At 33.6% G+C, this 20,463-nt stretch carries 17 protein-coding genes and 2 tRNA genes; 18 read left to right on the plus strand and 1 reads right to left on the minus strand.

Annotated elements, in window-relative coordinates:
* The first annotated feature begins 16 nt into the window (after window positions 1–16).
* The 10 genes from ACZM4J_RS00445 (at window position 17) to ACZM4J_RS00490 (ending at window position 13,981) form a co-directional block, all read left to right on the plus strand.
* Complete coding sequence (locus tag ACZM4J_RS00445) at window positions 17–1,585, plus strand: class I adenylate-forming enzyme family protein (protein ID WP_489485420.1); 1,569 nt, start codon at window positions 17–19, stop codon at window positions 1,583–1,585.
* A 20-nt stretch (window positions 1,586–1,605) separates the two neighbouring features.
* Window positions 1,606–1,827, plus strand: a complete 222-nt coding sequence (locus ACZM4J_RS00450; RefSeq protein ID WP_022166309.1) for an acyl carrier protein — start codon at window positions 1,606–1,608, stop codon at window positions 1,825–1,827.
* 158 nt (window positions 1,828–1,985) lie between these two features.
* Window positions 1,986–3,731, plus strand: coding sequence for an indolepyruvate ferredoxin oxidoreductase subunit alpha (iorA, locus tag ACZM4J_RS00455; protein WP_290986778.1), 1,746 nt, complete (start codon window positions 1,986–1,988; stop codon window positions 3,729–3,731).
* A gap of 2 nt (window positions 3,732–3,733) precedes the next feature.
* On the plus strand, window positions 3,734–4,309 hold the full coding sequence (locus ACZM4J_RS00460) for an indolepyruvate oxidoreductase subunit beta (protein WP_489485423.1): 576 nt from the start codon (window positions 3,734–3,736) through the stop codon (window positions 4,307–4,309).
* Entirely contained in the window at window positions 4,309–5,145 is an 837-nt protein-coding gene (locus ACZM4J_RS00465) for an amidohydrolase family protein (protein ID WP_489485425.1), read from the plus strand. The genes ACZM4J_RS00460 and ACZM4J_RS00465 overlap by 1 nt, the downstream gene beginning before the upstream one ends.
* Window positions 5,146–5,346: 201 nt before the next feature.
* Entirely contained in the window at window positions 5,347–6,981 is a 1,635-nt protein-coding gene (locus ACZM4J_RS00470) for a class I adenylate-forming enzyme family protein (RefSeq protein ID WP_022166304.1), read from the plus strand.
* Between the two features lie 405 nt (window positions 6,982–7,386).
* Window positions 7,387–10,077 (plus strand): YfhO family protein, encoded by a 2,691-nt coding sequence (locus tag ACZM4J_RS00475; RefSeq protein WP_489485427.1) that lies wholly within the window; start codon window positions 7,387–7,389, stop codon window positions 10,075–10,077.
* Window positions 10,078–10,222: 145 nt separating this feature from the next.
* Window positions 10,223–11,266, plus strand: a complete 1,044-nt coding sequence (gene potA / locus ACZM4J_RS00480) for a spermidine/putrescine ABC transporter ATP-binding protein (RefSeq protein ID WP_022166302.1) — start codon at window positions 10,223–10,225, stop codon at window positions 11,264–11,266.
* A gap of 10 nt (window positions 11,267–11,276) precedes the next feature.
* Window positions 11,277–12,104: an ABC transporter permease gene (locus ACZM4J_RS00485; RefSeq protein ID WP_022166301.1), complete on the plus strand. Its 828-nt coding sequence runs from the start codon at window positions 11,277–11,279 to the stop codon at window positions 12,102–12,104.
* Entirely contained in the window at window positions 12,104–13,981 is a 1,878-nt protein-coding gene (locus ACZM4J_RS00490; RefSeq protein WP_302689437.1) for an extracellular solute-binding protein, read from the plus strand. Before ACZM4J_RS00485 ends, ACZM4J_RS00490 begins: the two co-directional genes overlap by 1 nt.
* A 130-nt stretch (window positions 13,982–14,111) precedes the next feature.
* Here ACZM4J_RS00490 and ACZM4J_RS00495 read toward each other — a convergent pair whose 3' ends face one another.
* A complete protein-coding gene (locus ACZM4J_RS00495; RefSeq protein ID WP_022166299.1) occupies window positions 14,112–14,531 on the minus strand; it encodes a hypothetical protein in 420 nt (139 codons plus the stop codon).
* A 409-nt stretch (window positions 14,532–14,940) separates the two neighbouring features.
* Between ACZM4J_RS00495 and ACZM4J_RS00500 the strand changes: the two genes are divergently transcribed.
* From ACZM4J_RS00500 to ACZM4J_RS00535, 8 genes are all read left to right on the plus strand, one after another.
* Window positions 14,941–16,230 carry a serine/threonine-protein kinase gene (locus ACZM4J_RS00500; protein ID WP_302689438.1) on the plus strand — a complete coding sequence of 430 codons (1,290 nt, stop codon included), beginning with the start codon at window positions 14,941–14,943 and terminating at the stop codon, window positions 16,228–16,230.
* A 112-nt stretch (window positions 16,231–16,342) separates the two neighbouring features.
* Window positions 16,343–16,942 (plus strand): hypothetical protein, encoded by a 600-nt coding sequence (locus ACZM4J_RS00505; protein WP_022166297.1) that lies wholly within the window; start codon window positions 16,343–16,345, stop codon window positions 16,940–16,942.
* A 177-nt stretch (window positions 16,943–17,119) separates the two neighbouring features.
* Entirely contained in the window at window positions 17,120–17,680 is a 561-nt protein-coding gene (locus ACZM4J_RS00510; RefSeq protein WP_022166296.1) for a CDP-alcohol phosphatidyltransferase family protein, read from the plus strand.
* A gap of 159 nt (window positions 17,681–17,839) precedes the next feature.
* Window positions 17,840–18,019: a DUF6054 family protein gene (locus tag ACZM4J_RS00515; RefSeq protein WP_022166295.1), complete on the plus strand. Its 180-nt coding sequence runs from the start codon at window positions 17,840–17,842 to the stop codon at window positions 18,017–18,019.
* 50 nt (window positions 18,020–18,069) lie between these two features.
* Window positions 18,070–18,207: a hypothetical protein gene (locus ACZM4J_RS00520; protein WP_022166294.1), complete on the plus strand. Its 138-nt coding sequence runs from the start codon at window positions 18,070–18,072 to the stop codon at window positions 18,205–18,207.
* Window positions 18,208–18,276: 69 nt separating this feature from the next.
* A tRNA-Phe gene (locus ACZM4J_RS00525) sits at window positions 18,277–18,349 on the plus strand.
* Between the two features lie 6 nt (window positions 18,350–18,355).
* Window positions 18,356–18,426: transfer RNA gene (locus ACZM4J_RS00530), tRNA-Gly, on the plus strand.
* A gap of 306 nt (window positions 18,427–18,732) precedes the next feature.
* The gene (locus ACZM4J_RS00535; RefSeq protein ID WP_489485432.1) at window positions 18,733–20,454 is read left to right on the plus strand and encodes a B12-binding domain-containing radical SAM protein; all 1,722 of its coding nucleotides are present in this window, start codon (window positions 18,733–18,735) and stop codon (window positions 20,452–20,454) included.
* Window positions 20,455–20,463: the final 9 nt, after the last annotated feature.

Genomic DNA, 20,463 nt, shown 5'->3' on the forward strand with positions numbered 1-20,463 from the left:
AAGAAAGGACACAAAAATGGAAGAACAGATAAGTTCAATTGTTGAAGCATTAAAAATAAATGCTGAGAAAACACCTGACAAATTATGTGTAGGTGATAAGAAAAATCAGGTTACTTATAAAGAATTTTGGAACATGGTAAAAAAGGCGGCAGTTTATCTTCAGGAAAAAGGCGTACAAAAAGGAGATATGGTTGTTATTCGAGGAGCACAGAAAGTTGAATTTTTGTTAGGAGTTTTCGGTGTACAACTAGCAGGTGGTGCTGTTTGCCCTCTTGAAAAAGCCATAAAAGACGACCGTATTATGGAAATAATGAATTTCGTTGATTCAAATATTTATTTAGCAGAAAAACCTGTAAAGAATACAACTGTTAATAATATTAGTTTGAAGGAAATGTTTAAGGTTGTCCAAAATAATGAGGCAGTAACACCAAATGAAAATACAGACAACAGTGAAAATGTAGTGTTAAACGAAAGCTCAGACAGTAGTGAAGCCGTTAATTCAAAAGAATTTAGTTTACCGGCTAGTGATGATTTGTCAGAAATTTTGTTTACTACAGGGACAACAGGAAAGTCAAAAGGAATTGAAGTTACATTTGGGTGTAATGTAGCTATTGCACAAAACGTTATTGACAGTGTTGGTATGGAAAAGGATGAGATAGAATTGATTACTACACCAATTAATCATTCCCTGGCAATAAGAAGATCTTACGGTGCAATTTACAATGGAAGTTCAATTGTTTTAACAGATGGAATAAAGTTTGTAGAGGACTTTTTCAAATTATTAGACAGATACAAAATTACGGCAATTACTTTTGTACCTGCAATACTTGAGCAGGTTCTAAAATTTGCAAAGGACAGATTTGCAACCTATGATAATCAATTTCACTATATTCAGTTAGGTTCAGCACCATTGTCTGAAACAAATAAAGAAATATTAACAAAAATGTTTCCAACTACAAGATTGTACAATACATACGGGGCTACAGAGTCAGGTTGTACAGTGATTTTGGAATTTAGCAAATATGGTCACAAGAAAAAATGTATTGGCCGAACAACAGTTAATACAGAAATCTTATTTGTAGATGACAAGCGAAATATAGTAGAAGCTTCGTTGGAAAAACCGGGCATACTTGCTTTTAAAGGTAAAATGAATATGCGTTCTTATTACAAGGAACCTGAAATTACTAAAGAAGTGATGGATGAAAACGGTGTTGTGTATACAAATGATTTAGGCTACTTAGGTGAGGATGGCTTAGTGTATCTTCTTGGCAGACAGGGAGATGTTATTAACATGGGTGGAATCAAAATTGCACCTACTGAAATAGAAGAAGTAGCTATGAAGCATGAAATGATTAAAGATTGCGCATGTATCCCGATTAAAGATGAAATAACAGGTGAAGCCCCTAAGTTGTTTGTAACTTTAAATGAAGGATATCAACTGGATCAAAAAGAGCTTTCCAAGTATCTTTTATCAAAACTTGAATCTTTAAAAGTGCCAAAGACTTTTGAGGTTATAGATGAAATTCCAAGAACTTTCAATGGAAAAATCATAAGAAAACAGTTGAAAGCATTGGAAAATAATTAAAGAAAGATTGGAGAATGAATATGAGAGATGAAGTTATTGAAATTTTAGAAATGATATGCCCAGACATTGATGTAAACGATGAGGACATGAACCTTCCGGAAGATTTAGATTCCATGGACATAATTGCGTTAATTGCAGAACTGGAAGATAAGTTTGATATTGAAATAACAATGGAAGAAAAAACAGAAGAAAACTTTGAAAACATTGACACATTAGTGGCTATGATTGAAAGACTTCAGTAGAAGTAAAAGGCATCCCATGTTGCAGGAACAGGCACAAAGGGATGCCTTTTCTAGTGGTGGGTTTCATTGACTTATAGAAATGGATAAATTATAATATACTTTATGACTTTAAAGCAGTGAAAAAAGTGTCTATTTTAAAAGAGAGGTAGGATATAAAAGTGAGTAAAAAGACAATTATGTTAGGCAATGAAGCTATTGCCAGAGGTGCTTACGAAGCAGGAGTTAAGGTGACATCAGCATACCCTGGGACTCCAAGTACAGAAGTAAGCGAAAACGTAGTGAAATATGATGGTATTTATGCAGAATGGGCTCCAAATGAAAAGGTTGCTGCCGAGGTGGCTATCGGTGCATCTATGGCAGGAATCCGTTCTATGACAATGATGAAGATGGTAGGTTTAAATGTAGCAGCAGATCCACTTTATTCAGGTTCATACATTGGAGTAAATGGTGGTATGGTAGTAGTTGTTGCAGATGATCCTGGAATTTACAGTTCACAGAACGAACAGGATACAAGAATGGTAGGTCGTGCGGCAATGATTCCCGTTATTGAACCATCAGACAGTGAAGAAGCAAGAGTGTTTACAAAGAGAGCGTATGAAATATCAGAAGAATACGATACACCAATTATTTTAAGAACAACAACAAGACTTGCTCATTCACAGGGAATTGTTAATTTAGAAGATAGAGTAGAAGTAGAAGACAAACCTTACGAAAGAAATGTTGCAAAAAATGTAATGATGCCAGGAAACGCAATTAAGGCACATGTACGTGTAGAAGAACGTATGAAGAGACTAGAAAAAGATGCATGCACATTAGATATTAACAAGGTTGAATACAACGACACAAGCATCGGTATTATTACAAGTGGTATTCCTTACCAGTATGTAAAAGAAGCATTACCAAATGCATCAGTGCTTAAACTTGGTATGGTTCATCCTTTAGCAAAAGATTTAATTAAGGAATTTGCAAGCAAGGTTGACAGAGTTGTAGTTGTAGAAGAACTTGAACCTGTAATTGAAGAACAAGTTAAGGCAATGGGAATTGAATGTGATGGTAAGAATTTATTTACAATTCAGGGAGAATACAGTGCAAACATGTTAAGAGAAAAACTCCTTGGTGAAAAAGTAGAAATAGCAGAAGCAGAAGAAGCACCTGCAAGACCACCAATTCTTTGTCCTGGTTGTCCACATAGAAGTACATATTCAGTATTAAAGAAATTAAGAATTCATGCAGCAGGCGATATTGGATGCTACACATTAGGTGCAGTTAATCCACTTGGAGTAGTTGACACTACATTATGTATGGGTTCAAGTATTTCAACTCTTCATGGTATGGAGAAGGCAAAAGGTAAAGAATACATTAAGAATTGGGTTGCAGTAATAGGTGACAGTACATTTTTACATACAGGTGTAAACTCACTTATGAACATGGTATACAACAAATCAACAGGAACAGTTATTATTCTCGACAACTCAACAACAGGTATGACAGGTCATCAGGATCATCCGGCTACAGGAAAGACTTTAGCAGGAGAACCGGCTTATGCAGTAGATTTAGTAGATTTATGTAAGGCATTAGGTGTACAGCATGTAGAAGTTGTTGATGCATTTGATGTTGACAGATTAGCAAAGGTTGTAAAAGAAGAAGTTGCAAGAGATGAAGTTTCTGTAATTATTTCACAGTCACCATGTGCATTGTTAAAATCATTTGTTCCAAAGGGCAAGTGTTACACAATTCCTGAAAAATGCGTAAAATGTGGTCAGTGTTTAGTTCCAGGTTGTCCTGCAATGACAAAGAATGCAGACGGAACAGTTGCAATTGATAAGACAATGTGTAACGGTTGTGGACTTTGCATGAGTAACTGTAAATTCGGAGCAATTGAATTAGAAAGAAGAGGAGAATAATCATGGCAGAAACAAAGAATATTATGATAGTAGGCGTTGGTGGTCAGGGTACTCTCCTTACAAGCAGAATTTTAGGTGGTATCACTGTAGAAAACGGATATGATGTAAAACTTTCAGAAGTACACGGTATGGCACAGCGTGGCGGTAGCGTTGTTACTTATGTAAGATATGGCGAAAAAGTAACAGAGCCAATTGTTGAAGAAGGTCAGGCAGATGTGCTTATTGCCTTTGAAAAATTAGAGGCATTACGTTACGCACATTTCTTAAAGAAAGACGGAGTAATTATTGTAAATGATCAGAAAATAGATCCTATGACTGTTGTAACAGGTGTAGCAAAATACCCTGAAGGTATAATTGAACATCTTTCTGAGAAATATAAAGTTATATCAGTTGATGCTCAGAAAGAAGCTTTAGAATTAGGTAATTCAAGAGTATTTAACGTAATTATTCTTGGTGTTGCAGCAAGCAAAATGGATTTTGAGAAGGAACAGTGGATTGAAGTAATCAAGAAAAAAGTTCCACCAAAAACAATCGACATCAACGTAAAAGCATTTGAGAGAGGTTACGAAATAGGTTAATGATAATTGATATTCATGCACATACATTTCCTGAGGCTATAGCAGATAAGACTATAGCCAATATGGAAAAAGAAATCTTAAAAGGTCAGAAGATGGTGGTAAAACACGAGAGAATACCAACATTGCAGGGATTAATAGAAAGCACCTACAATGGAGGCATAGACCTGTCAGTGGTTTGTCCCGTAGCTACCAACACAAGGCAACCTGAAAAAATTAACAGACTATCAGTGGAATACAATGAGAAAATGTCAGAAAACAAAATCTTTTATTTTGGGGCAATTCATCCTGATTGCGAGAATTACAAAGAGATAATTGATGACATTGTGGCAATGGATTTAAAAGCCATAAAAATTCATCCTGACTATCAGAATACTTTTTTTGATGACGAAAAGTATTTAAGATTAATTGATTACGCAGCAAACAAAGACTTGGGCATTATTGTACATGCAGGTGAGGACGTAGGTTTGCCAGGCAGAGTGCATTGTACCCCTGACATGGTTCTTAATTTGTGGAAACACATTCAGCCGGAGAAGCTTATTTTGGCACATTTAGGCGGTTGGAGAATGTGGGATGAAGTAGAAGAAAAATTAGCCGGTCTTCCAATGTATTTTGACACAGCAGCTGTACTAAATAAAAAATTCCCTGTAAAAATATCACAGGAACAATTTGCGAGAATAGTCAGAAAACATGGGGCAGACAAAGTTATTTTTGGAACAGACACTCCATGGTACGACCAAAAGCAGGCTTTGGTAGATTTTGAAAAAGTAGGATTATCAGAAAAAGAAAATAAAATTATTTTAGGCGAAAACGCAAATAACTTATTTAATTTTTTCTAGGTTAGAGATTATAAGGCATTTAAACTATAAATCATAATTAAGAAGTTCTAACATAAAAGAAATTAAAAACGTAACATTGTCAGGCAGTGTTATATTGCAGAAATGAAACAATATTCATAGACAATGTTTTAGTGTAGAAACTAAAAATAACATTTATAGATAATGTTATACATCAAAATAAAGAGAGAGAAGGACAAGTAAATGCCAATTACAGAATTATTGGAGAGAAATGCAAAAGAATTTGCAGATGATGTGGCTTTAGTAGAAATTAATCCTGAAATTCAGGAGAAAAAGAGAGTTACATGGCGTGAATATGAATTGATTCAGCCGGATTTGCGTCAGCAATATAGAAGAGAAATTACATGGCATGTATTTAACGAAAAGGCAAACAGGGTTGCTAATTTGTTAATTAGTCGTGGTGTCAGAAAAGGAGACAAAGTTGCCATTCTTATGATGAACTGTTTAGAATGGTTACCTATTTACTTTGGTATTTTGAAAATGGGAGCTTTGGCAGTTCCAATGAACTTTAGATTTGACGAACATGAAATTAAATACTGTTTAGAATTATCAGAAACAGACGTGCTTTTCTTTGGACCTGAATTTATTGGAAGATTAGAGGAAATAGTTGATGAAATAGATGAAAAGAGAATTCTTTTCTATGTAGGCGGTGACTGTCCATCATTTGCTGAGGATTACAATGAATTGGTATCTAACTGTTCATCACTTTCGCCGGACGTGAAAATCACAGACAAGGACGATGCAGCTATTTATTTTTCATCAGGTACAACAGGATTCCCAAAGGCTATTTTACATAATCACGAAAGCCTTATGCATGCAGCAAAGGTTGAACAGAATCATCATGGACAAACAAAAGATGATGTATTTTTGTGCATACCACCTCTTTACCATACAGGTGCAAAAATGCATTGGTTCGGTAGCTTATTAACAGGTGGCAAGGCAGTCCTTCTAAAAGGTGTAACACCAAAAACAATAATGGAAACAGTTTCTAATGAAAAATGTACAATTGTATGGTTATTAGTTCCTTGGGCTCAGGACATTCTTCTTGCATTAGACAGAGGAGAAATTAAAAAAGAAGATTATAATTTAGACCAGTGGAGATTGATGCATATTGGAGCACAGCCTGTACCACAGAGTCTGATTAAACGTTGGAAAGAATATTTTCCACATCATCAGTACGACACAAACTATGGTTTAAGCGAATCAATTGGACCTGGTTGCGTACATCTAGGCGTGGAAAACATACATAAAGTAGGTGCTATCGGTATCCCCGGCTATGGCTGGGAAGCAAAGATAGTTGATACAGATGGCAATGAAGTGGCTCAGGGTGAAGTTGGAGAACTTATTGTAAAAGGTCCCGGAGTTATGACATGTTACTATAATGATGAGGAAGCAACAGCAGCCTGCTTAAAGGATGGCTGGCTTTACACAGGTGATATGGCTGAAATGGACGAAGACGGCTTTATTTACTTAGTTGACAGAAAGAAAGACGTTATCATTAGTGGCGGTGAAAATATTTATCCTGTACAGATTGAAAACTTCTTAAGCAAGCATCCAAAAATAAAGGACGTTGCCGTAATCGGCTTAGCGGATGAACGTTTAGGTGAAATCTCCGCAGCAATCATTGAATTAAATCCTGATACAGAATGTACAGAAGAAGAAATCAATGAATTCTGTAAGGAACTTCCAAGATATAAGAGACCTAGAAAGGTGATTTTTGCGGAAGTACCAAGAAATGCCACAGGAAAAATCGAAAAGCCAAAGCTTAGAGAAATTTACCATAGCAAGAATTTAGTAGACGCACAGAACAGAGGCTAGACATTATTAAAGAATATATTGGTATCAGATAGAAATTAAAAAAACATAAATAATTAAATAATAAAAATCGTTGTATCAAATAATGGATACAGCGATTTTTTCGCCCTACTGTCCATATCTTAAGATTTCCTTAAGTTTTAATTAATTCTTATTTAAATGCAATATTTTTCGCAATTTTTACGTTATTATTATTAGAACAACCTATGAACTTCAAAATTACCACAAAGAAAAAGCAAATAATTTAAAGGAAAAGTGGTTCACAATAATTTTAGTAAAAATCAAGTTAAAGTAGTTCATAACAATTTAAGTAAAAAGCGAATTAAAGTGGTTCATAAGAAAAGACGGGGTAAAGATGACAGAAAGAGGAAATTGTGATATAATGTTGATGACTAAAAGGAGAAAAAAATGAAAAATTATAGTAAAGCAAGAAAGGCGGGGATATTTTTACTTGCCTATACTTTGTTGTTTGTAGGGTTAGCCTCTTGGCTAAGCTATGTTTTTGCCCAAAGTGGCAAGACTTTTATTTGGAATGTTGATGGAGCATTTCAGCATGTGGTTGTATTGAAATACATAAGACAGGCTCTTATAACATTTTTTACAACCGGGAAATTTGCTATGGTAGATTACACCATAGGACAGGGATTTGATGTAATTGGAACCCTTAATTATTATGGTCTGGGAGACCCTGTTACATTATTAACAGTGTTTTTCCCAAAGGATTCGTTAGAATTAACATATCAGATTCTGGCACTTGTAAGAATGTATTTAAGTGGTTTGGCAGTTGCGTATTTATGCAAAACAATAGGTAGAACAAATATTTATTCTGTTTTGCCGGCATCACTTTTGTATGCGTTTTCAGGTTTCGCACTAATAGGTGGAATCAAACATCCAATGTTTTTCTGCAGCTTAATGTATTTGCCACTTTTAATTGCAGGTGTGGAAAAAATAATAAAAAACAAAAAGATAGGTACACTTGCAATCGTAGTTGCTTTTGCATTTGCAAGCAATTATTATTTTATGTACATGAGTACAATAATGGCGGCAATTTATTTCTTCATAAGACAAATTGGAATGTATAAGTCAGAAGGAATAAAGAAGTTTTTTGTCAAAATCGGCAAAACAATTCTGGCTTACGTCTGGGGAATTGCAATGGCAGCAGTTATATTATTTCCATCAGTTTATGCATTCCTTAACAATCAGAGAAACAGTGCAAAATTAGTAACGCCGCCATTAATCGGCAGTAGCAAATATTTTAAGATAATGTTTAAAAGTATGTTTGTGTCATCAAGTGTTTTAAATGACTGGTGTTTACCTGGCATTGGCATACTTGGTATTTTGGGAATTATCATTATAATTGCCAATTGGAAAAAATCAGACAGAAAAATAATATTAGGCTTTTTAATAATACTATTAATGTTATGCTCACCATACGTGGGAAAAGTAATGAATGGCTTCTCGTATCCAACAATGAGATTTAGTTATGGTATGGTACTTGTTTTGACGATAATGCTTGTAATATCAATTGACAGACTAAAAGAAATAAAGAAAATACCGGCTATAGTTTCAAGTGTTTTAATGTTGTTAGCAGGCGTGATTGCTTTTCTAATTGGAAAAACACAAAGAAAGCCCTTTGTATGCTATGAGGCAGCAATATTGGCAATTATTGCGACAATTATCTTAGTGGTTTATTTCTTAATAAGAAACAAGAAATACTCATACATACTGTTATATGGCATGACTTTGGTAGCAGCTATAAATATAGCCTGCAACAGTTACGGTCTATTTAGTTCAAAGGAATTATTTACCTGTGCAACTTATGTGGACCGCGGCAATCTTGATAATTATATGGGAATTAATGGGGCAAAAGTAGCATCTGAAATAAAGGATGATTCATTTTACCGAATCGAGAGAGATATTGATATGAAAAACAGCTCCACATATTTTGGTTTTAACCAGCCGGGATTTTATTGGAGCGTTATACCTAGTGGTATGTCAGATTTGTATGTATCAACGGGTATTTCCAACTATTACAAAACCTATGTCATGAAAGGCCTTGAAACACGTTCAGGTTTGATGGCTTTAGCAGGAGTTAAATATTATGTAACATACGGCTTTTTAAAACCTTATGGTTTTGAAAAAATAGATACAAAAGTTTCAGACGGCTTTACCTACAATATTTATGAAAATAAATATGCCCTCCCTCTTGGAGTAACATATTCCAATTATATGACCAGAGAGCAGTACGATAAGCTTTCATTAGTTGAGAAAGAATATGCATTACTTGGAAGTGCAGTTGTAGATAATAAAGTAGATGGAATCGAAAATAAATCAAAGTCAGTTACAGTGAAAAAACTGCCTTTGAAAGTTAAGAAAATTGACAAGGTTAAAATTAAAAAGAAAAAGAAGATTAACCAATTCAAAATGAAGGTGCACAAAGGTGGCATTTACAAATGCTCATTTGATGGCAAAAAGAACAGCCAAAGTTACATAGTTTTTGACAATGTTTATGCTAAAGATACAAGTGTAGACAGACATGCTGCAAAATTTAACAGCCGACATGGATATGGAAGATTACGTGTTATTGGAACAAAGACTGATAACTATTTTGTAAAAAGAGGAAACGTACTTAATTTAGGTTACTCCAAAGAAGAGCAGAATCAGTTTAGATTGAAGTTTTATGAAAAGAGAAAATACTACTTCAAGGATGCCTATGCAGTTACAATACCTATTTCAGAGTATGCAAACCGAATTAACAAGCTAAAAGAAAATACTCTTGAAAATGTTAAGATGGACACAAATCTTATTACAGGAACAATTAAGGCTGACAAGGATGAAATTCTACAGCTGTCGGTTCCTTACAGTAAAGGCTACACAGTATACGTTGACGGAAAGAAAACAGATACTTTCAGTTCAAGTATAGCGTATCTTGGTGTTAAACTTTCAAAAGGAAACCATAACATACGTGTGGAATACATGACACCGTTCTTCATGCCGGGATTAATTGTTACAATTTTAAGTGCCTTGATTTTCTTGGGATATCTGTTACAGGATATAGCAAAGAAAAGAAGCTTAAAGTTAGATAAAAAGGAAGTTTAATATTAAATATAGAAAGTGATTAGAAAGAACAATGTTTTTAAATTATAAAGCATTGTTCTTTTTATTTCTTCTTTTCAGAAATATATTGACTTTAATACAAATGTTTTATATAGTAGCGTTGATTATTTTTGGAGCGTGTGTGTAAATGGGAAAAAAGATTATAGAATTAAAGAATTTATCAAAGAATTTTGGCGATAATCAGGTGTTAAAAGGAATCGACTTAAACATTTATGAAAATGAATTTTTAACACTGTTAGGACCAAGTGGTTGTGGAAAAACAACAATACTTAGAATCATTGCAGGATTCGAAGAACCAAGTCATGGTCAGGTAATGTTTAACGGTGAGGATATTGCAAAAGTTCCCGCCTACAAACGTGAGGTAAATACAGTTTTTCAGAAGTATGCATTATTTCCGTTTTTGAATGTTCATGATAATGTTGCTTTTGGTCTTAATTTAAAGAAAAAAGACAAGAAGGAAATTGATGAGAAGGTAACAAAAATGCTTGCGTTAGTTGGTCTTGCCGGCTTTGGAAACAGAGATATTACAAGTCTGTCAGGTGGTCAGCAGCAGCGAGTTGCCATAGCAAGGGCTTTGGTAAATGAACCAAAAGTTCTTCTTTTGGATGAACCACTAGCGGCATTGGATGCAAAACTTAGAAAAGGCATGCAGGCGGAGCTTAAGAAGATTCAAAAGGAAGTAGGAATTACATTTATCTTTGTAACTCATGACCAGGAAGAAGCTTTGTCAATGTCAGATACAATTGTTGTAATGAATGACGGAATCATACAGCAGATTGGTACACCAATGGATATTTACAACGAACCACAAAACAGATTTGTGGCAAATTTCATTGGGGAGTCAAATATAATTGAAGGTGTAATGCCAAAAGACTGCCTTGTAGTTTTTGACGATGTACAGTGGGAGTGCGTGGACAAGGGCTTTAAAGAAAACGAAAATATTGAAGTTGTGCTTAGACCTGAAGACATGCAGGTGGTAGAACCACAGGACGGAAAAGTTTCAGGCAAAATTGTGTCAAAAATATTTATGGGTGTTCACTATGAATATCTTGTGGAGACAAATATCAGAAAATATAAAGTGCATACAACAAAAAATATCGAAATGGGTAGTGTTATCGGACTTACAATTGATCCATTTGATATACAGGTAATGCACAAGATGGATAACTAAGGAGGCACATATGAGTCATTACAAAGGAATGGTAAAGCCATATATTATATGGTCGTTTTTGCTTATTGCACTACCCTTAGTTTTAATAGTCCTTTATTCCATTACATCAGGAGACAATTCATTACTTACAATTCATTTGACATTAGATAATTTTAGAAAAATCTTAGATCCTGTGTATGTAAGTGTATTTGTAAAATCCCTTGAAATGGGTGTAATAACAACAGTAATATGTCTTGCATTGGCATACCCAATGGCATATTTTATTGCAAAATTTGATGAAAATTCACAGAGTATTTTGATTTTGCTGGTTACAATTCCAATGTGGATTAACACACTTTTAAGAACTTATGCATGGATTAGTCTGTTGTCAGATAACGGAATTGTAAATTCATTTTTGAAAATGATAGGACTTAATCCTGTTAATATGATGTACACAAACTTTTCAGTAGTTATGGGACTTGTGTGTGATTTGGTGCCGTTTATGGTAATACCAATTCACACATCCCTTGCAAAAATGGACTATTCATTAATTGAGGCAGCCAGCGATTTAGGCGCCAGCAGATTTAAAGTATTTACAAAAGTAACTTTGAAGCTGTCGTTGCCGGGTGTAATTAGCGGTGTAACAATGGTATTTTTATTATCAATATCAGCCTTCGTTATTCCTGTTTTACTTGGTGGACATCAGTTTGTACTTATTGGTAATTTAATTGAAAATCAGTTTATTTCAGTGGGAGATTGGAATTTCGGAAGTGCAATTTCAGTAATTTTGGCAATAGTCATTTTATTTATGATGCGCATAATGAACAAGATTGATCCTGATAACAAGGGAGGTATGTAATGAAGAAAAAACTTTCCATAGGACCAAAACTTTATATAGCGCTAATGTTCCTGTTTTTCTATTTACCGATTTTGGTGACAATGATATTTTCATTTAATTCATCAAAGTCCTTAACTAAATTTACGGGATTTTCTTTAAAATGGTATGAGAAATTAGTAACTGACAGCAACATTATTTCGGCAGTTTATGTTTCTATCAGTATTGCAATAATTGCAACTTTGGTGTCGACAGTTCTTGGAACAATTACGGCAATCGGTCTGTCAAGAAGCAGAAAAGTTGTAAAAGAATGGCTTTTAAATGTAAACAATATGCCGATTATGAATCCTGATATTGTAACGGCAATCGGATTAATGATTTTGTTCACATCTGCAAGAATGGAGAGAGGCTATGTGACAATGCTTTTGGCACATATAGCTTTTTGTACACCTTATGTAATTATAAGTGTGTATCCGAAAGTAAAAACAATGGACCACAATCTTGCAAACGCGGCAATGGATTTGGGTGCAACACCTTTTCAGGCGTTAACAAAAGTAATTCTTCCAATGATTAAGCCGGGGATATTTGCCGGTATGCTTTTGGCATTTACAATGTCAATTGACGATTTCGTTGTTTCCTATTTTGTAACAGGAAATGGCGTTTCTAATATATCAATTGTAGTTTACAACATGACAAAACGAACTAACCCAACAATTAATGCACTTTCAACACTGCTTATTCTGGTGGTTGTAATCATTCTTGTTTTGGTGGAGTTTGTGCCAAAGATTGTAAAAAGAAAACGAGCAGAAAAAGTTACAATGGAAAATGCATCTTCAGGTGTGTTTAAGAAAGTTGCAATTACAGGTGGTGTGGTTGTAGCATGTCTGGTGACAGTTTTATGTATTACAAAATTTTATCATATTAACAACAGACCTGTTCTTAGGGTTTTTAACAGTGGTGAATACGTTGATACTAAGTTAATTGATAACTTTGAGGAGAAGTATGACTGCAAGGTAGTTTATGAAACTTATGATTCTAATGAATCTCTTTATACTAAACTTCAAAGTGGTTCAGAATACGATATTGTGGTTCCTTCAGATTACATGATTGAACGTTTAATCAAAGAAGGTGAACTACAAAAAATTGATTGGAGCAAAATAACAAATAAGAAAAATATTGTACCGTCTCTTTTAAACAGAGAGTTTGACAAAAAGCAGGAATATTCAGTCCCTTATTACTGGGGAACAGTAGGTATTGTTTATGACAAAACAAAAGTGGATAAAAAAGACTTAGAGACAGGTTGGGATATTCTCAAAAACGAAAAGTACAGGGGTCAGATTTATATGTATGATTCAGAGAGAGATTCTTTTATGGTTGCCTTAAAGAGTTTAGGATATTCAATGAACACTACAAATAAGGGGCAGCTGCAGAAGGCTTATAGCTGGCTGGAAAAACAGAGAGACATAATGAAACCTGTTTATGTAGGTGATGATGTTATTGATAACATGATTTCCGGTAACAAGGCAATGGCAGTTGTTTATTCAGGAGATGGTGCTTATATAATTTCCGAAAATGAAAATATGAGCTTCTTTGTACCGAAACAGGGTAGCAATGTGTGGACAGATGCCATGGTTATGACGAAAAGTTGCAAAAACGCAGACTTAGCGTACAAGTTTATGAATTATTTTCTAGAGAAAGATGTGGCAAAGCAGAATACTGCATATATTGGATATGATAGTGCAGTGCAATCTGTATACGAGTATTATCGGGACGAGGAGTACGCTGGAAATCCCGGCTGTGCACCGGATACATCTAATCCAAAGAATGAAGAATTCGGCTATCAGAAAAGAGATATAAAGGAATATTGTGCAGGTCTTTGGACAAAGATAAAATCCAAATAAATAATATTTGTAAAACAAAAACCTTAAAGATTAGTTTAGGTTAATCTTTAAGGTTTTGTTTTTTATATTTAGCATTTTAAAATATTTTATAGAAATATAATCATATTATTTCAATTATTCTAGTATTCAATTATTCAAGAATTGCTTCATCCATTTCGTGAAGCGTAATGTTAATGTCTATTAAAGATGCTTTCTTTTCTAACCCAAAGCTGATTATACTATCACGTTTAATTCTAGGATAAAGAATACTGTGTCCGGCCAGAGTTAAAAGTGTATTAGCTTCTTTCATATGTAAACCAATAGCGAAACAAAGGCACAAAACTTTATCTCTTGAAGGTTTTTTAGAACCATCAAATATCTGATAAGCATAATTCTTCTGAATATTTGAGTTGTTAATTATCTGAGATTTTGTAAGATTATATTTTTTCATTAAAGCATTCAAATATTCTGTAAAAGAAATGTTAGAAAAGTTATCTTTATTATTTTCTAAATATGTCTCAAGATTATCACTGTTTTCTAAGACTTTAATTAATTCATCAGTAGTCTTCATATGTATATTCAACGTCCTTTAATATTTTTTTGATACTCAAATAAAATTATACATTTTGTGACAAATATTTTGTTATGCTGACAGCATAATTTCTACCAAATTAGCAGAAATAAATATATATTCCAAGGCTTGAAATGGGCTTTGCCACCAAAGTGTAGTAAGCAGTTTGTCACCATAGTATTATACAATATAAACGGAAAGGCAAGCAAACACTAAAGTAGAAAAATAAAATAGTAAAATAGGATAATTAAAATTCCTAATTGAAAATTGTTATGTGATAAAGCAATGGAAAAAGTAATAGTAAAAAAGTAATGAATGAGTAATAGATAAGATATGCTATAATTAAATGTAGTTTAATTATAAATTTAAGAAGAACAAAAGAAACTTCAGGATATAGATAGGAAAAATTATGAATTTTACAATGGAGTATTATCTTTCAAAATACGAAGAGTTATCGGTATTATCGGATACAAAAAAATGCAGAACATCTTTAATGAGAAACAAAGACACCGGAGAACTTGTGGTAAAAAAGGAAATGGGAAAGGAAAGCTTTTCTGTTTACAGTCTCTTAAAAAGTATAAAAAATAAAAATCTTATAAAAGTTCTAGAGTGCTTTCGGGATGAGGATAAAACCATAGAGATTGAAGAGTATGTAAATGGAAAAAGACTGGATGATTATTTTCGGGAAAAAAAGGCAACTTTAGAACAGGTTGTTGATGTAGGGATAGCTTTATGTGAAGGCTTAGCACCTATGCATAAATTAAACCTTGTACACAGAGATATTCAACCTAAAAACATAATAATTACAAACGAAGGTAGCTTGAAAATTATTGATTTTGATATTTCAAGAAAAGAAAATGAAAACGCAACCCACGACACAACTTTGCTAGGCACTGTGGGATATGCAGCACCGGAACAGTACGGGTTCGCCCAGACAACTAATCGAAGTGACATATATTCCATTGGTGGGGTTCTAAAAGAGTTATCTTCTTTTAGTGAATTGGATAAAATAATTGCTAAATGTATGGAAATGGATCCTGCAAACCGTTATGAAAATGTCGAACAGCTAAAGAATGAATTAGAAAAAATAAAAGATAATGGTTTCGGAAGCGGTAGCTATAATGATATGGAGTTTGGCACTGAAACTAACAGAACCGCTAAAACTATAAAAATCGGCAATTATACCATCAGGATTAATAATGGAGTAACACAAAAAATAGATAGCCTTAGGAAGAATAATGTGGTAGCGCAAAAAATAGATAATATTAGAAAGAATATGGAAAATAAGGCTACCCCTAATAATAGCAATAGTGAGAATAACAATGGTGAAAGTGATGAATTACCGAAAATTACACTAAAATATTTCATAAAAACAATTCCCGGATTTAGAAGAGGCAATTTTATTTTTATGATAATTGCAATTATGATGTATGGAATGATTTTGTATGCACCATATTCAGTATTCATTGAATATAAATACAATACACAGTTACAAAGAGTCATAGGCGGGATTTTTTATATGCTTGGTTGCATAATACCATATATGTACTTTGCAAATATAGGAGATATTGCAAGACGATTGCCGCCTAGACAGTTTAATTCAAGACTATCACGAATACTGTATCAAATAGGTGTGGGGCTTCTTTTAATGATTGTTTTTTGGGGAATTGCAACCACAGTTCTCCCGCCTACAAATTAATACAACAATTATGCTATTAGCATAACAAAACTCATGTCACAAAATGTAGAATTATATTGATACAAATATAATTGTGACGTGAGTTTTTTACGTTGTTTTAGGAGGTAATTTTATGGGAAAAGAAAATGTAGAAGTAACAAAGAAACCAATCTATAAAAAATGGTGGTTTTGGGTAATTGTTGTTGTAATAGTTGCTGCAGTGGGATCAGGTTCTGCAGGTAGTTCAGGGGACAAAAAAGAAAATGCTGATACAAAAACAGAAGCTGTTGCAAATAATGATAATTCAAATGAAACAGAAGCTGCAAAAGAGCAAAAGACAGAAAAGAAGACAGCTAAGAAAGAAGAAAGTAAGGAAAAAGTGGTTTACAACAAAAACAATATTTTAATAAAGTTTACAGGTTACGATTTCCATTCTGTATTAGGATATTTAGAAGTGAAGATGTATATTGAAAATAATAGCGAAGAAGATTTGAATTTTAGCATGGACGGAGATGTTAGTTTAAATGGATATTCATTAAATTCATCATTATATGAAGAAATTAATAAGGGTACAAAGAAAAACGTAACTTTGAACATATATGATTTACAGGATAATAATATTGAAGAAAAAGATTTATCTTCTTTAAGCTTTAAGTTGGATATTTACAATCCAGATGTCTTCCTTACAGATGGCTATGTTGAAGATAACTTAAAAGTTAAATATAAGTTCTAAATAGAATAAACTCTATATAGAATTTGAAGAACAAAAAAGCTCGCTTGTGTATTCAGGTGGGCTTTTCTGTTTTAAAAATATCAATTTTGGAGTATACTAATGGCAGTGAAAATAGGAGCAGGAATGCTTTATGAAATTTTAAAGATGGAAACAATAATTAAATGGAGTTGATTAGTTATGAAAAATGAATTTGTAAAAGAATATTTTTCAATCCCAAACATAATGGGGTATTTTAGAATAATTCTAGTTTTTGTATACATGAGTTTTTTCTATAATTCATTGCAAGGGGGTCCGTATTGGCCCGTAATTGCAACAATTATCGTCTCAGGTTTGACAGATTTTTTTGACGGAAAAGTTGCACGAAAATTCAACATGGTTACTGATTTTGGAAAAATGCTAGATCCAATAGCCGACAAAATTACAATAGGAGCCATCATTTTAACGATGGCATTTAAGTATAAAATGATTATTTATATGGTAGCGTTATATATTTTAAAAGAAGGCTATATGGCAATAATGGGAGCCATCCTAATTGGAAAAGGACACAAAATCGAAGGAGCAAAGTGGTATGGAAAGGTATGTACATTTGTTACATATGTAATATTAATTATACTTTTGTTATTCCCGACTATGAACACAAAAGTGGTTTGGGTATTAACTACTGTGGATATGGTTTTAATGATTTTTACCTGGATAAATTATATTGTTTATCATAAAAAAATACTGGAAAACATATAAAAGCTACAAAAACAGAAGGTCTTTTATATTGTAGGAAAAAATAGAATATAGTATATTGATTATGAGAGCGCTAAGTACGGAAATGTATGTGTAGCCATGATTTGAGCGTAGGAGGCAAAATCATATATTATAAAAGAGACAGAAGAAAAGGGGAGAAAAATGGCAAAATTAGAAAAAGTAGTACATGGAAATTTTGATACAATATTAAAAAAGATTGAAAGAGGAATAATGGGAGGCAGTGTTTCAGCAATTTCTGCTGGAGGAAGCAAAGGTGTATTCCTTAAAATAAATACTTTTGGTGAAGAGGCGTTTTTAAGTAAACTAAGAGAGTTACTGTAAATAGGTGTTTCTAGACAAATTAAGAGAGTTAATGTAAATAGGTGGTTTTAATGAAAGCAGAAGAAGTAATAGAAGAAGAGGTAGGTAATTTACCGACACTTTATAGTGTGGATTTGTTAAACATGGACACTTGCAGAAACGAACTACTTTTGGAGGATATAAAAGAATATGGACGGAAAATTATATAGAAGATTTGCTTGACTTTTAGAATGAAGTAGTGTAGAATCGTACGTGCGTCAAGATATGAGGTATCGCAAGCCTGGTTAGCTCAGTTGGTAGAGCAGAGGACTGAAAATCCTCGTGTCTCTGGTTCGATTCCGGAACCAGGCAGTATTCGCGGGTGTAGTTCAGTGGTAGAACACCAGCCTTCCAAGCTGGATATGTGGGTTCGATTCCCATCACCCGCTTTTTTGATGCAATGAAATCGATCATGGTAATTGTAAGAAACAATTATTGTGGTCGATTTTTTGTATAATAAGGATTTATGAAGTAATTTCTTATTATACAAAAACGTTCCACTAGGGAGGCATCTTCGTGCAAGAAGAAAATAGCTGCAAATGGGCACGCATTCGGTGTGTAGAATGTGACAAGCAACATTCTTGGGCTGGCTTTATTTTTTTATGGAAATATTTTTCTTATAAAAAGTTCATGGAAACTTTGACAATTATTTCATATTAAACTATTGTTGTATTAGCAAAAACAAGGAGCGTAAAATGAAAGTTTTATTAGTAGCAATAAATGCAAAATATATACATTCTAATTTGGCTGTGTACAGTTTAAAAGTTTATGCCGAAAAATACGGTCTAAACAAGCACCAAATTAAAATAAAAGAATACACAATAAACCAATATCCGGAGGAAATATTGTCTGACATATATTCGGAGAAGGCAGATGTGGTGGGCTTTTCCTGTTATATATGGAACATTGCACTTACCAAGGAAGTTATTAATGACTTGAAAGTGGTAGCTCCCAAAACCATTGTAATAGTGGGCGGACCGGAGGTTTCTTACAATCCAAGAAATGTGCTTATGGAAAATCCGGCAATAGATTACGTTATGTGTCAGGAAGGGGAGGAGTCTTTTAAGGAATTTTTGGATAACTACGATGACGAGTTGACGGACAAAAATATAAAAGGGTTGGTTTATCGTCAGGGCAACGAAATTATTGAAATTCCAAACACATGCCCCATGGATTTGTCGAAGGTTCCTTTTGTGTACAAGGACATGAAGGATTTTGAAAATAAAATAATCTATTATGAAACAAGTAGAGGTTGCCCTTTTTCATGCAGTTATTGTCTTTCATCCATAGATAAAAGAATTCGCTTCAGGGATATAGATATAGTCAAAAAAGAGTTGCAGTTTTTCCTTGATAACAACACTGCACAGGTAAAATTTGTGGATAGAACTTTTAACTGTAACAAAAATCACGCCATGGAAATCTGGCAGTATATAAAAGACCACGACAATGGAATTACCAATTTTCATTTTGAAATAGCGGCTGATTTAACGACAAAAGAAGAACTTGAATTAATGAAAACAATGAGACCAGGGTTGATTCAGTTAGAAATAGGCGTTCAGTCAACTAATGAAAAAACACTTGAAGCCATTAACAGAAAAACGGATATTAAGGAAATTGAAGAAATAACGTCTATTATTAAAAAAGGAAAAAATATACATCAGCATTTGGATTTGATTGTTGGGCTTCCTTATGAAGATTACCAATCTTTTGGAAAATCTTTTAACGATGTTTACAGAATGAAACCGGACCAGCTACAGTTAGGATTTTTGAAGGTTTTGCATGGCTCAATGATGGAAGTTGAAGCAGCAAAATATGAAATAGAATATAGTAAGAGACCACCTTATGAGGTACTTAAAACTAAGTGGGTATCTTTTGATGACGTACTGAAATTAAAAGAAGTTGAGGCTGTAGTAGAAATTTATTACAACAGTTTGCAGTTTGTAAATACAATGGAGGCATTAGACAAGTATTTTGAGACACCCTTTGAAATGTTTGAAAAGCTGGGAGAATTTTATAAGCAAAACAGTGAGAATGGCGTGAAACATTCAAGAGTAAATAGATACAATTTGCTTCTTGAATTTATCGAGAAAACATTGAATTTGCAAAGTGAAGAGTTAGAGAGGTTCAGGGAACTTCTCACATTTGATTTTTATTTAAGAGAAAATGCAAAATCAAGACCGACCTTTGCCAAAAATCAGGAACAGTATAAGAAGCAAATTAGAAGTATTTACAGAAATGAAGCACTACTTGAAAAGATGGATTTCTATAAAGAATTCAATTCAAAGCAGTTTGAGCACATGACACACATTGAGGTGATTGACGGTAAGTATTTATTGTTTGATTACAAAAACAGAGATCCGTTATCAAAGGCAGCAAATATTATAAATGTAACAAAGTATGTTGATGGGAATGAATAGAGAGAAGGA

Source organism: Eubacterium sp., assembly GCF_057858645.1.